The sequence below is a fragment of the Micrococcus sp. Mcc89 genome (assembly GCF_024519795.1).
GTDB classification, from domain to species: Bacteria; Actinomycetota; Actinomycetes; order Actinomycetales; family Micrococcaceae; genus Micrococcus; species Micrococcus luteus.
In genome coordinates this window covers 1-14,003 of record NZ_JALJRI010000023.1, presented here as the reverse complement: position 1 = coordinate 14,003, position 14,003 = coordinate 1, and the positions used below count along the sequence as shown (strand labels likewise).

Here is a 14,003-nt window from a genome sequence, read left to right as displayed (position 1 = left end):
GTGCTCACGCCTGGGGCGTGGTGGTGGGGCTCTCAGGGCCCCGGAGCCGGCTCAGCGGGAGACGGCGGGGGCGTTCACGTCCGCGGGCAGCGCCTCGCGGGCGGTCTTCACCAGCACGGCGAAGGTCGCGGCGTCGGAGACGGCGATCTCGGCCAGCATGCGGCGGTCCACCTCGACGCCGGCCAGCTTGAGGCCCTGCATGAAGCGGTTGTAGGTCATGCCGTTGGCGCGGGCGGCCGCGTTGATGCGGGTGATCCACAGGCGACGGAAGTCACCCTTGCGCTTGTGGCGGTGCTGGTAGTTGTAGGTGAACGAGTGGAGCATCTGCTCCTTCGCCTTGCGGTACAGGCGAGACCGCTGGCCGCGGTAGCCGGAGGCGCGCTCCAGCATGGTCCGACGCTTCTTGTGGGCGTTCACTGCCCGCTTCACACGTGCCACGTGCGTACTCCAATCTGTGTGGTCCCCGGGGCGCGCACTGGCGCGTCACGGCCGAGGAGGAAGGGGTTCCGGCGAGGCCGGAGGGGGTGTCAGATGCCGAGCATCCGCTTGATCTGCTTGATGCTGCCCTTGGAGACGAGCTGGTCGCCCTTGAGACGGCGGGTCAGGCGCGAGGACTTGTGCTCCAGGTAGTGGCGGCGGTTCGCCTGCTGGCGCATGATCTTGCCGGAGCCGGTCACGCGGAAGCGCTTCTTGGCACCGCTGTGGGTCTTCATCTTCGGCATGGCTGCCGTTCTCCTTCACTCATCGCTGCCGTGCGCGGCGCGCGCGGCAGTGCTGGTCACCCCGGTCCGTGCGGACCGGGCTGGTCTGTGGCGACCCCGGGGGGTCAGGCCCGAGGACCGGGCTTGGGGGCACCGCCGCGGGGGGCGGCGGGCTTGGGCGGGGCCGGCATCGGCTTGGCCGCCGGCTTCGGAGCCGACGACGGCGCGGCCGGCTTGGCGGCGGACCGCGGCTTCGGCGTGGCAGCCGGCGCAGCCGAGGACTGCGGCTTCGGCGTCGCGGCCGGCTTCGGGGACGATGCGGGCGTGGCGCTGGAGGCCGGCTTCGTGGCCGGGCGGGGAGCCGCCGGGGCCGGGGTCTTCGGCGCCTGCTTCGTCTCGGCCGGGGCCGCGGAGGCGTTCTCCTGCGTCCGGGCGGCCATGGCCTTCAGCTGCTCGGGGAACGCGTCCCCGACCGAATTCCGCACCGGGGCGGAGTCGGACGCCGCCTTCTGCGCGGCGCGCTCCTTGGCCTCGCGGGCGGCCTGGTCGCGACGCGAACCGCCGCCCTGACGCTCGCGGTGGCTCTCGGCCGAGTTCTTGCGCTGGTCCGCGCGCGCATCGGCCTTGGTGCGCAGCGGGCCGACCACCATCACCATGTTGCGGCCGTCCTGGCGCGGCTGCGATTCGACGGTGCCCAGCTCGGCGACGTCCTCGGCGAACTGCTGCAGCAGCTTGATGCCGAGCTCGGGACGCTGCTGCTCACGGCCGCGGAACTGGATGATGGCCTTGACCTTGTCGCCCTGGCTCAGGAACTTCTTGGCGTGGCCGGTCTTGGTCTCGTAGTCGTGCTTGTCGATCTTCAGGCGGAAGCGGACCTCCTTGAGGACCGTGTTCACCTGGTTCTTGCGCGACTCACGGGCCTTCACCGCGGCCTCGTACTTGTACTTGCCGAAATCCATCAGCTTGCACACCGGAGGCTTGGCCGTGGGGGCCACCTCCACGAGATCCAGGTCCGCCTCGGCGGCGAGCCGGAGGGCGTCCTCGACGCGGACGATGCCGACCTGTTCGCCGTTCGGGCCGACCAGGCGGACTTCCGGAACGCGGATACGCTCGTTGATGCGGGGATCGCTGATGGTGGTACTCCTCTGTGCGAGACGACGGGTGATCCCGCGCCCACCGGAGGGACCCTCGGAAACGAGGAAGGCCTCCCCTGCGCGGACGCAGACGGAGGCCTCGACACGGTCCCGTCGGACGGGACCCTCGGTGCGGGGTGCGCGCCACGACGCGGCGGTCCCGACCGGCGACCCGGCAACTCGGCCCGGGGCGAACCGGACATCCTGCTGACGCGGGTGGGAGAGAGGCCTCCACTTTGCTGCTCCTGGCCCGTGCACGCCTGCTCCGGGGTCACCGGATGACGAGGACGTGCGCGGACCACGAGTGGTCTATGGGAAGCTTACCACCATGACAGACGAACGTCAGGCCCAGGACGCCACCCCCATGGACGCCCCCGCCGAGATCCGCGACATCCACGAGGTCCCCGCCGTCGAGGTCATCACGACCACCGCCGTGCACCTGATGACCGCCGCCGCCGTCAAGTGCGGCCTGGCCGACTCCCCCGACGCCCGCGAGCTCATCGATCTCGACGAGGCCCGCAAGCTCATCACGGCCCTCGCCGGGCTGGTCACGGCCGCGGCCCCCGAGATCGGCAGCCAGCACGCCGGCCCGCTGCGCGACGGCCTGCGCTCGCTGCAGCTGGCGTTCCGTGAGGCCTCCCCGTTCCCGGACGCCCCGGGCAAGGGCCCCGGCGAGAAGTTCACCGGCCCGGTGAACTGACCACGCCCCCCGATGACGACGACGGCGCGCCCCCGACCGGGGGCGCGCCGTCGTCGTCGGGGCGGGGCTCAGGCGTCCGTCGAGGCCTCCGGGGCGGGGGTGAGATGCCGGGTGACCGGCGTCGTGAAGAGTGTGAGCAGCGCGACGCCGGAGACCGCGAGCAGCGGCCCACCCAGAGCGGCGGCGTCCACGCTGAAGAGCCATGACGACAGGAGCACACCGAAGAGCTGGATCGCGACGGCGGCGCCGCGGCTCCACGCCCGACCGCGCAGCAGGGCGACGGCGGTCGCGAGGATCCACAGGGCGAGCAGCGCGTAGATGACGATCAGCATCACGCGGGCGCCGGCCGGGAGCACCCCGTCCGCCGCATGCACCACCGCGTCCACGGCGAGCCAGAGGAGCGCGCCCGCCTCGGCCAGGAGCGCCGCGGCGACCACGAGGACGGCCACCGGCAGGCCCCGGCCGGGGCGGGGCGGGACCGTCGTCGCGTCGGCGCCCGACGACTCGGACGGAGCGACGGGGTCGGGGCGGCGGGACTGTGCCATGGGGCCTCTCCTGCGGGACGGCTGCGGGGACGGACGTGTCCCCCACCGTACGCCGGGCGGTGCGCGGGCCAGGTCCGCGGCGACGCGCCGCCCCGGGCACAGGTGTGACCAAGGACTCACTGGGAGGTGCGGTGATGCACCTCATTCACCTCTTGTTCACTCGTGAGGGCCGTGCGAGGATGGCACGCGAAAGATTTCCGGGGGCCGCGTTCGTACGAAAGCGGTCCCCGTTGCAATGACCAGGGTCGCCCTCCGTATCGGTCGTGCCGCGCGTCGTCCGCGCAGGCCCCCGCGCCCGCCGCCGGCGGAGGCCGTGACCACCGGCGCCCGCGGGCTCCGGCTCTTCCGACAGAAAGTGAGCGGACCGATGGATTGGCGCAGTAAAGCAGCGTGCCTGGACAAGGACCCGGAGCTGTTCTTCCCCGTGGGCAACACCGGCCCCGCCCTCCTGCAGATCGAGGAGGCCAAGGCGGTGTGCCGCTCGTGTGAGGTCGTGGACACGTGCCTGAAGTGGGCCATGGAGTCCGGCCAGGACTCGGGCGTCTGGGGCGGCATGAGCGAGGACGAGCGGCGCGCCATGAAGCGCCGTGCGGCACGCGCCCGCCGCGCCTCCTGACCCACCCGGACCACCGGCCCCGTCGACCTCGTCGACGGGGCCGTCGTCATGCCCGGCCGGGTTCACGTCAGGGGCAGTCGCAGCACGACGCGCGTGCCGCCGTCGTCGGACCGCTCCCAGCGCAGGGTGCCGCGCAGGTCCCCCTCCACGAGCGAGTGCACGATGCGCAGGCCGAGCCCCGATCCCTCGCCCGCGCGGGGAGACTCCCCCGGCACCCATCCGTCGGGGGCGGCGGGGCCGCCGTCCGTCACGGACACGACCAGCACCGTTCCCGCGGGGGTCGACTCGCGGTCGGCGTGCAGGCCCACGCAGCCACCGCCCGGCGCCGTGCCGTGCTCGACGGCGTTGGCCGCCAGCTCATTGAGCACCAGCGCCAGCGGCGTGGTCACGTGGGAGGGCAGTTCACCGAACTCACCCGTGACCGCGACCTGCAGCGGCCGCCCGTCCCCGGCCACCTCGACGGCCAGGCGGAACTGCCGCTGCAGCAGACCGTCCACGGGGACCTGGTCCTCGATCTCCTCGCTCAGCGTCTGGTGGACGAGGGCGATCGTGTCCACCCGCTGCATCGCCTGACGCAGCGCACGCTCCGCCTCGGGCGAGGACGTGCGCCGCGCCTGCATGCGCAGCAGCGATCCCACGGTCTGCAGGTTGTTCTTGACGCGGTGGTGGATCTCGCGGATGGTCGCGTCCTTGGTGAGCAGACGCTGCTCCTGGCGGCGCAGCTCGGTCACGTCGCGCAGCAGCAGCAGCGCCCCCTGCCAGCCGTCCGGACCGAGCAGGGGGACGGAGCGCACCGTGAGGGACGCCCCGCCGGACTGCACCTCCCGCCGTCCGGCACGCAGGCCGGTGAGCACCGCCCACGTCCCCTCGTCGGTGGGAACGCGGGCGGCCTCGGTGCTGGCCAGCACGTCGGTGAGCCGGTGCCCCTCGAGGGTCGAGGCGATGCCCAGCCGGCGCAGGGCGGAGACCGCGTTGGGACTGGTGAACTCGGCGACCGAGTCCGGCCCGAGCACGACGAGGCCGTCCCCCACCCGCGGCGTGCCGCCCGCCCAGAGGCCGGAGGGCTCCTCGGGCGCCGGCCAGCGGCCGTGCTGCATCATGTCCAGCAGGGTGCTGGCCGTCCGGCTGTAGTTCTCCTCGATCACCGAGCGCGCCGGCCGGCCGTTCGGGTCCGCGTGCGCGGAGACGACCGCGATGACCCTCCCGGCGCGGACCACCGGCCACAGACGCACCTGCAGCGTGCCTCCCGGGGCCTCGACGGGGCCGGCCCCCTCGGCCCGCTCCCCGCCATGCCACGTCTGCCCGACGACGGCCCGCAGGTCCGCGCGGGCGCGCGAGCCCACGATGTCGCGGTGGAAGAGGGTGGGAGCGGTGAAGGGCCGGACCTGGGCGAGCGCGACGAACCCTCCGGCCTCGTCGCGGCGGGGCACGGGGCACCAGAGCACGAGGTCCGCGAGCGCCAGGTCTGCCACGAGCTGCCAGTCCCCCACGAGCCGCTGCAGCCAGGCGCGGTCCTCGTCTCCGATGTCCGGGTGCGACGTCAGGGGGTCCTGCGCGAGCGAACTGACCATGGGATCAGGGTACGGCGACGTGCCGGGCGGCCCGGGTCCGTGGCGTCGCGGACGTCGTCGGAGGACGCGGCGGCGATGGTCTGCGAGGGCCGTGCGCGGTGCCGTCCGCGGCGGGCGGGGCGGGCGGGGACACCGGCCAGCGTGGCGAGGGCGCGACGCAGCGGGCTGTTCGGAGCGGCCTCGGCGAGCACCTGGCCGGCGAGCAGCGCGGGGTCCGCGGCGGCCGGGTCCCACGGCAGGAACGCCTCCAGCGGCGTGGCCGGCGAGGCGTAGCGGTTCCAGACGGCCTCGACCTGCCCGCGCGGGGCGACGCCGGCGGCGGCGGGCCGGAGCCGGTTGACCACGACGCGCAGCCGTGCCGCCGGGGCCGCCTCCGCCAGCTCCTCGACCCCGCGGACCAGGCGGGGCAGCGCGACGGCGTCCGGCCCGCCGACCGCGATGACCTCGTCGGCCGCGGCGAGCGCCGCCAGGGTCGCACCGTTGCGCTGGGGGGCGGGCACGTCGAAGGACAGTTCCTCGTCCTGTTCGAGACCGAACCCGACGTCGACGACCACGCGGTCCCACCGTTCCCTGGCGGCCGCGATCAGCGCGGTGACGGCGGCGGGGCGCAGCTCCGGCCACCGGTCCACGCGGGTGAGTCCCGTCAGAACCGTCAGGTCCGCGCCGGCGACGCGGACGCGGACGCCCGCGGCCGCCAGGTCGGCGGCGCCCAGCCGGCCGTGGTCGGCCCGCCGCACGGCCCGCGCCACGCCGGCCGACTCCTCCGTCAGCCCCAGGTGCACACCGACGGCGGGGCCGTACGTGTCCAGGTCGATCAACAGCGTGTTCCGGCCGGCCACGGCGTGCTCGGCGGCGAGGTTCACGGCGACGGTGGTGCGTCCCGGGGCGCCGGTGGGACCCCACACCACGGTCACCAGGGACTCCCGCGCGGGTGCGGTCGGTTCGCCCTCCTCCGGAGAGGGTGCGGGGTCGGCTCCCTCGTCCGCCGTGGCGGGGCCGCCGTCGGGCGTGGCCGCGGCGGGGGCGGCACCCGGCCCGGCGTCGTCGGGCTCGTCGGCGTCGCGCCAGGGGTCCGTGAGGCCGGGCACCTCGTCCGCGCCGAGCGTCTCCAGGGTGATCGGCAGGTCGTCGAGGTCCTCGGCGTGATCCCGGGCGTGGTCGGCGTCCTCCCCGTGCGAGGTCTCCGGCCGGCGGCCCTCCGCGGCGGCGCTCGCGGACTCCACGACGACGGCCGCGATCTGCTCGGGGTCGGCGTCGGCGCGCACGCAGGGCACCCCCATGCTGCGGAGGCGACGGCGCTCGGTGCGAACCTCGCTGAGCGCCGCCACGCCCACGGGTCGGGGCAGCCGGGCCGTCTCCTCCAGGAAGGCGGCGGTGAGGGACTCGGTGTCCCCGGCCACGAGGACCGCGTCCACGAGACCGGAGCGGGCGATCGCGAGCAGCTCGGCGAGGTCCTCGGCCCGGCGGAGCACGGTGATGTCCGTCTGGTGCCGCTCGAGCGGGCCGATGTGGTCCAGGCCCGGCTGGACGGTGGTGGCCAGGGCGATGCGCACGGTCAGCGCACCCCGTGGGCCGGCACGAGGGTGACCCGCGCGTCCTTGACCTTCGCGTCCACGATGCGCGGCAGGGTCTCCTCCGGTGCCAGCAGCTGCACCCGGGTGGTGCCCGAGCCGCCGAAGCCGTTCTGCTCCGCCGCGACCTCGGAGATCTCGAGCGCCTCGGCCAGCCGGGCCGGGTCCGCATGGCCGCGGCCTCCCTCCGCCGGCATGGCCACCCAGACGTCCACGCGGTCTCCCACGCCCACGCCGGACGGGAGCGGCTCGTCCAGGGCCACCCCGACGGGACGACGGCCGTCCGGGTCCGCGTCCACCAGTGCCGCCGCCGGCAGCAGCTCACCGGCCCGGACCGTCCCGGAGACCATCCGCCCCTCGGGAGCCGGAGCATCGGCGCTGAGGTACCGCTCGCCGGCCTCGCTGAGGTTCACCTCCACGGGGCGCAGGTCCCCGGACGCGATGGGTGTGCCCGGGGGCAGGTCCTCCGCAGCTGTCCAGTACGCGGCGGTCTGCTGGGCGGAGGCGACCAGCGCCACGACGCCGGCGATCGAGGCGAGGACGAGCACGAGACCGACGAGGAGCCGGGGATCCCGCCAGCGGGGCCGGCGCAGACGGCCGCCCTCGGCGGACGCGGACATGGTCGTGGACACCGGATGTTCCCCCCTTCGGACCGGCCCCTCGGGCCGCCGCGGCCCCGGCACCCCGTCGGTGTCGGCCCCTCCGCGCTGCGCCCAGAGTAACCACTGGGGCCGTGGATCGCCGGATCCGCCGCGTACGCTGTGGAAAAGTGTCGCCTCCGGGTGTTCCCGGGGTTGAATGGGTCGACGTCGTGGGCCGCCCGCGACCGTCCTGGACGCCTCGACCGAAGGAGCACCGTGCAGCGCTTTCTCACCCTGACCGACGTCGCGGAGACCCTGAACATCTCCGGTCAGGCCGCCCGTGCCCTGGTCCGCTCGGGTGAGCTGCAGGCCATCCAGGTCGGGGGCCGCGGTCAGTGGCGCATCGAGGTGTCCTGGCTCGAGGACTACGTGGAGCGTCAGAAGGAAGTGACGCGCGCCCGCGTCCGGGAGTGGACCGAGACGGACGCGCAGGCCCGCTGAGCCCACACGGTCTGCTCAGGCGGGGCGCAGCGCGGTCCGGACCGTCCCCAGCGCCCCGAACGGGATGACGAGCCGCCCGCGGACGGCCGCGGCCCGCCGGGCCTCGTCCCGCGGGTGGCGGGCGATGTCGAGGTGGTCGCCGCCGACCCGGTCCACGGTGCCCTCCGCCAGCGCCGCGCCGAGGCGTCCCGTCACCGCCACCGGCTGGCGCGTCCGCGCGATGCCGCGCAGCACCGTCCCCCAGCCGGCCGCGGCGAGCTCGGGCGCGGCCACGGCCCGGGTCAGGTCGGCCTCCACGGCCGCCACGCAGTCCACCGCGACGATCGCCGACCCCGAACCGTCGACGTGCACGCCGACCCAGCCCTGGCCCACCGTGTGCACCACGCCGTCCACGACCTCGCCCCAGGCCAGGTGGAGCCGGACCTGCCGCCCTCGGGCTCCGCGCAGGCGGTCGGCCAGGGACAGCGCCATCCACTCCGCTCGGGTCAGCTCCGCGGCCTCGGCCACCGTCTCCTGCCAGCCGAGGTCGGCCCAGTGCGCCTCCAGGTCGTCGAAGAGTCCGTTCCACCGCATGCGCTCAGCATAGGAGGCTCAGCGCCGGACATCGGTCGTCATCAAACATCATCAAACATCACTCTTGACACCAATCGGCCCGTGCAGTTCACTGTGATCATCATCACCGGCCTGATCGCGGGATCCCGGCCGGACGGACGCACAGGAGGGGAATCCATGGAGCGCTCGACATCACCGGCCGGCCCGGCCCCGACCCGTCCGGTCGACGCGGCGGACGCCGTCGGCCTCACCGTCCTGCTTCTGGCCGGTCCCGGTCTGCTCGCCTGTGCCGCGGCGCTGCTGCAGACGGGCACCAGCGCGCCCGGGGCGGAACTGACCCGCGTGCTGGGCCTCGGTGCCGGTCTCGCCGGGCTCGGACTGCTCGCATGGTGGGCGGTGGGCCTGATCGGGCTGGCGCTCGTCGCGCTGGGGCGCCGCGCGGGTCGGCCGGCCTGGGCCCGCCTGGGCCGGAGCCTCACTCCCGCCCTGCTCGGACGCGTGGCAGGCGCCGTCGTCGGTGCCCAGCTGCTCGCGGCACCGGCCGCGTGGGCGGACGCGGCTCATCCCGTGCCGGACGCCTCCTGGACCGTGGCTGCGGTGCCTGCGCACGCCACCGGCGTCGAGGCCCCGGCGCCGGACGCCGCGTGGACGCCCCGGCCCCCGGCGCCGGCCCCACCGGGCGCCGGCACCGGCCGTGCGGATCCGGACCACCCGACCGTCACCGTCCGGCGCGGCGACTGCCTGTGGCACCTCGCCGCCGCCGAGCTCGGCCCGGACGCGACCCCCCGAGAGATCGACGCCCGCTGGCGCCGCTGGTACGAGGCCAACCGACGGGTGATCGGCGACGACCCGCACCTGCTGCTGCCCGGCACCGTGCTGACCTCCCCCGTGTTCACCCCGCACGCCGGCGTGGACGGACCACGGCCATGACATCCACGACCCTGCACTCCCCCGCTTCACCTCGTCCTCAGGAGACCGCCATGACCACCCTCGCCACCCGCCCCCGCGCCGCGTCCGACCGGCGCACCGCCGACACCCTCCTCCACGGGCCCGCCCACAGCCCCGCAGTCCTGCCCCGCGGTGAGGAGATCGCCCGGCGCGCCCGCACCGAACAGGGGCGCGAGGAGCTGCGTCGCGTCCGCTCGCTCGCCGCCGTGATCGCCGTCGCCTGCGTCGAGGTCGAGACGGGCCGCCGTGCCCTGCGGGACCTCTCCGCCTGGCTCTCGCCCGAGGTCCTGGACAAGTTGACCCGTCGCATGGAGCTGCTGGGCGCCGTCGCGCCGACCGGGCCCGGTCGACGGCCCTCCGCGGCCGTCCCGCCCCGGACGCCCGCGTCCGCACCCCGCCCGGTGGGTGCCCGCGTGTGCGAGGTCGCGCCCGGCCGGGTGGAGGCCAGCGCGACGGTGCTGTGGGAGGGCCGGGCCCGGGCCTTCGCGCTCCGACTCGAGCGGCGGCTCAGCCGGTGGAAGGTGACGTCGGTCGAGATCGGCTGAGCCGGATCGCCCCGTCGGACTGACGATCGAGGGCCCGGAGACCTGGCGGTCTGCGGGCCCTCGTGCTGCGTCATGGCGGGATGCCGGTCAGCCGCGGCGGCCGCGGCGCTCCGCCTGACGGCGGGAGCGGCGGTTCGTGCCCGCCGCGACCGTGGCGCCGGAGTCCGTGCCACTGCGGGTGACCGCGCTCTGCCCGTCCTCGGACGGACCGGTGAAACGCAGCTGCGCCGGCTGCTGCGGGGCGTCGATACCCTCCACGGAGATCTGCGGTGCCATCGTCACAGCGCGGGCGTCCTTGACGCCGGGCAGAGACGTCGGCGCGGGGGCCGCACTGATCTGCGCCTGGAACAGCGTGCGCACGGCGTCCTCGCGGATGGCGGCGAGCATGTTCTGGAACATCGTGTAGCCCTCGCGCTGGTACTCCACGAGGGGCTCGCGCTGGGCCATCGCGCGCAGCCCGATGCCCTCCTTGAGGTAGTCCATCTCGTAGAGATGCTCCTGCCAGCGGCGTCCGATGGTGGCGAGCACCACGCGACGCTCCGCCTCCCGCAGCGCCTCGGACCCCACCTGCGCCTCCCGGTCCTCGTACGCCAGGAGCGCATCGGAGACGAGTTCGCGCTTGAGGACCTCGGCCTTGAGCCGGCCCCGGCCGCCGACCTCGTCGAGGACGTCCTCCTGCGAGATGCCCACGGGGTAGAGCTCTGCCAGGTCCCGCCACAGCTGGTCGAGGTCCCAGTCGGTGGCGTGGCCCTCCTCGGTGGCCGCGTCCACGATGTTCCCGACGGCGTCCTCCACGAAGCGGCGCACCCGGTCCTGCAGGTCCTCCCCCTCGAGGATGGAACGGCGGTCCGTGTAGATGGCCTCGCGCTGGCGGTTCATCACGTCGTCGTACTGGAGCACGTTCTTGCGCTGCTCGGCGTTGCGCCCCTCGACCTGCGCCTGCGCGTTCTGGATCGCCTTCGAGACGAAGCCGAACTCGAGCGCCATGTCGTCCGGGATCGACGGGCTGTTCATGATCCGCTGGGCCACGCCCGGGTTGAAGTTGCGCATGAGCTCGTCCGTGAGGGAGAGGTAGAACCGGGACTCGCCCGGGTCGCCCTGACGGCCGGAACGACCGCGCAACTGGTTGTCGATACGGCGCGAGTCGTGGCGCTCCGTGCCCACCACGTACAGGCCGCCGGCCTCGATGACCGCGCGGTGCGCGTCCTCCACGGCGGCCTCGGCCTCCGCCAGCACCTCGGGCCAGCGGGCCTCGTACGCCTCCGGGTCCTCGGCGGCGTCGAGGCCCAGTTCCTGCATGCGGGCCACCGCCGTGAACTCGGCGTTGCCGCCGAGCATGATGTCGGTGCCGCGGCCGGCCATGTTGGTGGCCACGGTGACGGCGCCCGGGCGGCCCGCCTGCGCCACGATGGCGGCCTCGCGGGCGTGGTTCTTCGCGTTCAGGACCTCGTGGCGGACGCCGCGCTTGGCCAGCAGCGTGGAGAGGTACTCGGACTTCTCCACCGAGGTGGTGCCCACCAGGACCGGCTGGCCCTTCGCGTGCCGCTCGGCGATGTCGTCGACGACGGCGTCGAACTTGACCTTCTCGTTCTTGTACACCACGTCGTTGCGGTCCACGCGCTGTCGCTCCCGGTTCGGCGGGATCACGACGACGCCGAGGCCGTAGGTCGACGTGAACTCGGCGGCCTCCGTCTCGGCGGTGCCCGTCATGCCGGCGAGCTTCTCGTAGCCGCGGAAGTAGTTCTGCAGGGTCACCGTGGCCAGCGTCTGGTTCTCGGGCTTGACCTCCACGCCCTCCTTGGCCTCGATGGCCTGGTGGAGCCCCTCGTTGTAGCGGCGTCCCTTGAGCACGCGGCCCGTGTGCTCGTCGACGATCTGCACCTCGCCGTCGAGGACCACGTAGTCCTTGTCCCGCTTGAACAGCTCCTTGGCCTTGACCGCGTTGTTCAGGAACTGGATGAGCGTGGTGTTCTGCGTCTCGTACAGGTTCGTGATGCCGAGGTGGTCCTCGACCTTCTCGATGCCGGGGCCGAGGATGCCGACGGTGCGCTTCTTGTGGTCCACCTCGTAGTCCGTGTCCGCCTCGAGGCGGCGCACCAGCCGGGCGAACTCGCCGTACCACCGGTTGGCCTCGCCCTGGGCGGGGCCGGAGATGATCAGCGGGGTGCGGGCCTCGTCGATGAGGATCGAGTCCACCTCGTCGACGATCGCGTAGTGGTGCTCACGCTGCACGAGCTCGTCGAGGGACCACGCCATGTTGTCCCGGAGGAAGTCGAAGCCGAACTCGTTGTTCGTGCCGTAGGTGATGTCCGCGGCGTACTGCTCGCGCCGTACGGCCGGGGTCTGGCCCGCCACGATGACGCCCGTCTGCATGCCGAGGAAGCGGAACACGCGGCCCATGAGGTCGGCCTGGTAGGAGGCGAGGAAGTCGTTGACCGTCACCACGTGCACGCCCCTGCCGGACAGCGCGTTGAGGTAGGCCGGGGCGGTGGCCACGAGGGTCTTGCCCTCGCCGGTCTTCATCTCCGCGATGTTGCCCTGGTGCAACGCGATGCCGCCGAGCAGCTGGACGTCGTAGTGCCGCTGGCCGAGCGTGCGTCCCGCGGCCTCCCGGACCGCGGCGAACGCCTCCGGCAGGAGCAGGTCCAACGACTCGCCGTCCGCATGCCGGGCCCGGAGCGCGTCCGTCTCGGCACGCAGCTCCGCATCGCTGAGCGCCCGGAAGTCGTCCTCGAGGAGGTTCACGGCGTCCACCGTGGCCTGCATGCGCTTGAGGACGCGGTGGTCCGAGATCTTCAGGACGCGGTCGATGATCGAAGGCACTGGTTCTCTGCTCCCTTGCGGTGTGGCCGGGGCGGGACGGGATGCCCCTCGCGCTCGGCCGTGGCGCGGTCTCCGGGACAGTGTACGGGCCGAGTCCGGACGGGCCGCGGCGCCCGTCCCGGAGGGGACGGGCGCCGCGGCGTCAGCAGGTCGTGGTCGACGTCGGCGGGGCGGTCAGTCCTCCCGCGCCTGGTAGGCCCGCTCCCCCTCGGAGGCGGAGACGTGATCCTGCGGGAGGGACTCGTCCAGGCGGATCACGCCGTAGCTCCAGCCCCGGCGGCGGTAGACCACGGAGGGCACGCCGGTCTCGGCGTTCTGGAAGAGGAAGAAGTCATGACCCACCAGCTCCATCGCGTCCACGGCCTCGTCCACGCTCATGGGGGTCGCGGGGAACGCCTTCTGGCGGATGCGCACCGGGGTGCCCACCTCGGGGGCGTCCTGCTCGGCGGCCTCCTCCGCGGCCAGCGCGGCACCCGACGGCGGCAGCGGCGGCACGAATCCGACCTCGCCCGCACCGCGGGAGGCGCCGAGCTTGCCGTGACGGCGGTCCTTGCGGCGGTCGCGCATGCGCCGCAGGCGCTCGGCCAGTCGGGTGGCGGCCTGGTCGAAGGCGACCAGCTTGTCGTCCGCGTCGGCCTCGGCCCGCACGACGTCCCGCGGGCCGCGGACCGTCAGTTCCACGCGAACCGTCTCGTCCGAGTGCTTGTGGTGGGAGGACTTCGTCACGCGGACCTCGAGCGTGTCGGCGCCCTCGGCGAGCGGCTGGAGGCGCTCGGTGCGCTCGACGACGTGGTCGCGGAAGCTCTCCGAGAGGCTGATGTTGCGGGCGATGTAGCTGACATCCATGGTCATGGCGTCCTCCTGGTCCGACTCTCACGGGTCCGGCCTCGGGAGGGGAGGTGCGCCTCGGTGTCGCGTCCGCAGGGCGGCGGCGGGTCCGAGGGTGCGACCTCCTTCCAGCCGTCGGCAGGACGGGAACCGTAGGGGCGATTCCGTGCCGTTCACCCTACCCGGGGGCGTGGCCGGGGGCCAGGCTCGGCGGGGTCCCGCGGCGGGGCCACGGCCGCGAGCACGACGGCCCCGACGGGGTGCCCGCCGGCGCGGCGCACCGCCTCCGCGAGCGCGGCGAGGGTGGCGCCGGTGGTGAGGACGTCGTCCACGAGCAGGACGGGCGCGCCGGCCGGCAGCCGCCCGGCGACGACGCGCCAGTCCCGGG

The 14,003-nt window shown here is 74.1% G+C and carries 16 protein-coding genes; 5 read left to right on the top strand and 11 right to left on the bottom strand.

The window, feature by feature from the left end:
- Positions 1 to 51: 51 nt before the first annotated feature.
- The 3 genes from rplT to infC all read right to left on the bottom strand — a co-directional run bounded on the left by rplT (position 52) and on the right by infC (position 2,092).
- Positions 52 to 438, bottom strand: a complete 387-nt coding sequence (gene rplT / locus NR072_RS02720; RefSeq protein WP_041105250.1) for a 50S ribosomal protein L20 — start codon at positions 436 to 438, stop codon at positions 52 to 54.
- 89 nt (positions 439 to 527) lie between these two features.
- Positions 528 to 722: a 50S ribosomal protein L35 gene (rpmI, locus tag NR072_RS02715; protein WP_002853699.1), complete on the bottom strand. Its 195-nt coding sequence runs from the start codon at positions 720 to 722 to the stop codon at positions 528 to 530.
- 104 nt (positions 723 to 826) lie between these two features.
- Positions 827 to 2,092, bottom strand: coding sequence for a translation initiation factor IF-3 (gene infC / locus NR072_RS02710; protein WP_081374426.1), 1,266 nt, complete (start codon positions 2,090 to 2,092; stop codon positions 827 to 829).
- A 70-nt stretch (positions 2,093 to 2,162) separates the two neighbouring features.
- Between infC and NR072_RS02705 the strand changes: the two genes are divergently transcribed.
- On the top strand, positions 2,163 to 2,534 hold the full coding sequence (locus NR072_RS02705; protein ID WP_036313345.1) for a DUF1844 domain-containing protein: 372 nt from the start codon (positions 2,163 to 2,165) through the stop codon (positions 2,532 to 2,534).
- A gap of 68 nt (positions 2,535 to 2,602) precedes the next feature.
- Here NR072_RS02705 and NR072_RS02700 read toward each other — a convergent pair whose 3' ends face one another.
- The gene (locus NR072_RS02700) at positions 2,603 to 3,079 is read right to left on the bottom strand and encodes a hypothetical protein (RefSeq protein WP_036383505.1); all 477 of its coding nucleotides are present in this window, start codon (positions 3,077 to 3,079) and stop codon (positions 2,603 to 2,605) included.
- Positions 3,080 to 3,446: 367 nt separating this feature from the next.
- Between NR072_RS02700 and NR072_RS02695 the strand changes: the two genes are divergently transcribed.
- Positions 3,447 to 3,695 carry a WhiB family transcriptional regulator gene (locus NR072_RS02695; RefSeq protein WP_002854852.1) on the top strand — a complete coding sequence of 83 codons (249 nt, stop codon included), beginning with the start codon at positions 3,447 to 3,449 and terminating at the stop codon, positions 3,693 to 3,695.
- A 62-nt stretch (positions 3,696 to 3,757) separates the two neighbouring features.
- Here the strand turns inward: NR072_RS02695 and NR072_RS02690 are convergent, their stop codons facing one another.
- From NR072_RS02690 to NR072_RS02680, 3 genes are read right to left on the bottom strand one after another with little or no spacing between them, the layout of a single operon-like run.
- The gene (locus tag NR072_RS02690) at positions 3,758 to 5,266 is read right to left on the bottom strand and encodes a sensor histidine kinase (RefSeq protein WP_036316015.1); all 1,509 of its coding nucleotides are present in this window, start codon (positions 5,264 to 5,266) and stop codon (positions 3,758 to 3,760) included.
- Entirely contained in the window at positions 5,236 to 6,819 is a 1,584-nt protein-coding gene (locus NR072_RS02685; protein ID WP_095694736.1) for a tyrosine-protein kinase family protein, read from the bottom strand. Before NR072_RS02685 ends, NR072_RS02690 begins: the two co-directional genes overlap by 31 nt.
- Before the next feature lie 2 nt (positions 6,820 to 6,821).
- Positions 6,822 to 7,469 (bottom strand): SAF domain-containing protein, encoded by a 648-nt coding sequence (locus NR072_RS02680; protein WP_060973787.1) that lies wholly within the window; start codon positions 7,467 to 7,469, stop codon positions 6,822 to 6,824.
- Between the two features lie 225 nt (positions 7,470 to 7,694).
- Between NR072_RS02680 and NR072_RS02675 the strand changes: the two genes are divergently transcribed.
- On the top strand, positions 7,695 to 7,919 hold the full coding sequence (locus tag NR072_RS02675) for a helix-turn-helix domain-containing protein (protein WP_036383499.1): 225 nt from the start codon (positions 7,695 to 7,697) through the stop codon (positions 7,917 to 7,919).
- A gap of 15 nt (positions 7,920 to 7,934) precedes the next feature.
- On the opposite strand, the gene NR072_RS02670 is transcribed toward NR072_RS02675, so the two are convergent.
- A complete protein-coding gene (locus NR072_RS02670; protein ID WP_036383497.1) occupies positions 7,935 to 8,492 on the bottom strand; it encodes a hypothetical protein in 558 nt (185 codons plus the stop codon).
- A 156-nt stretch (positions 8,493 to 8,648) separates the two neighbouring features.
- Here NR072_RS02670 and NR072_RS02665 point away from each other — a divergent pair, with 156 nt between their 5' ends.
- Positions 8,649 to 9,401 (top strand): LysM peptidoglycan-binding domain-containing protein, encoded by a 753-nt coding sequence (locus NR072_RS02665; protein WP_044659782.1) that lies wholly within the window; start codon positions 8,649 to 8,651, stop codon positions 9,399 to 9,401.
- 50 nt (positions 9,402 to 9,451) lie between these two features.
- Positions 9,452 to 9,964, top strand: a complete 513-nt coding sequence (locus tag NR072_RS02660) for an Rv3235 family protein (RefSeq protein ID WP_049147321.1) — start codon at positions 9,452 to 9,454, stop codon at positions 9,962 to 9,964.
- 87 nt (positions 9,965 to 10,051) lie between these two features.
- Here NR072_RS02660 and secA read toward each other — a convergent pair whose 3' ends face one another.
- From secA to NR072_RS02645, 3 genes are all read right to left on the bottom strand, one after another.
- Positions 10,052 to 12,787: a preprotein translocase subunit SecA gene (gene secA, locus NR072_RS02655; protein WP_225348556.1), complete on the bottom strand. Its 2,736-nt coding sequence runs from the start codon at positions 12,785 to 12,787 to the stop codon at positions 10,052 to 10,054.
- Between the two features lie 174 nt (positions 12,788 to 12,961).
- Positions 12,962 to 13,639 carry a ribosome hibernation-promoting factor, HPF/YfiA family gene (gene hpf / locus NR072_RS02650; protein WP_225348557.1) on the bottom strand — a complete coding sequence of 226 codons (678 nt, stop codon included), beginning with the start codon at positions 13,637 to 13,639 and terminating at the stop codon, positions 12,962 to 12,964.
- Between the two features lie 149 nt (positions 13,640 to 13,788).
- The coding region (locus NR072_RS02645; RefSeq protein WP_256836038.1) for a phosphoribosyltransferase family protein at positions 13,789 to 14,003 on the bottom strand (215 nt) is incomplete at its 5' end.

Bases quoted from the DNA above. Each gene is read 5' to 3' on its own strand.
- rpmI (WP_002853699.1), bottom strand. From the start codon at position 722: ATGCCGAAGATGAAGACCCACAGCGGTGCCAAGAAGCGCTTCCGCGTG.
- NR072_RS02705 (WP_036313345.1), top strand. From the start codon at position 2,163: ATGACAGACGAACGTCAGGCCCAGGACGCCACCCCCATGGACGCCCCC.
- NR072_RS02700 (WP_036383505.1), bottom strand. From the start codon at position 3,079: ATGGCACAGTCCCGCCGCCCCGACCCCGTCGCTCCGTCCGAGTCGTCG.
- NR072_RS02695 (WP_002854852.1), top strand. From the start codon at position 3,447: ATGGATTGGCGCAGTAAAGCAGCGTGCCTGGACAAGGACCCGGAGCTG.
- NR072_RS02690 (WP_036316015.1), bottom strand. From the start codon at position 5,266: ATGGTCAGTTCGCTCGCGCAGGACCCCCTGACGTCGCACCCGGACATC.
- NR072_RS02670 (WP_036383497.1), bottom strand. From the start codon at position 8,492: ATGCGGTGGAACGGACTCTTCGACGACCTGGAGGCGCACTGGGCCGAC.
- NR072_RS02665 (WP_044659782.1), top strand. From the start codon at position 8,649: ATGGAGCGCTCGACATCACCGGCCGGCCCGGCCCCGACCCGTCCGGTC.
- NR072_RS02660 (WP_049147321.1), top strand. From the start codon at position 9,452: ATGACCACCCTCGCCACCCGCCCCCGCGCCGCGTCCGACCGGCGCACC.
- hpf (WP_225348557.1), bottom strand. From the start codon at position 13,639: ATGACCATGGATGTCAGCTACATCGCCCGCAACATCAGCCTCTCGGAG.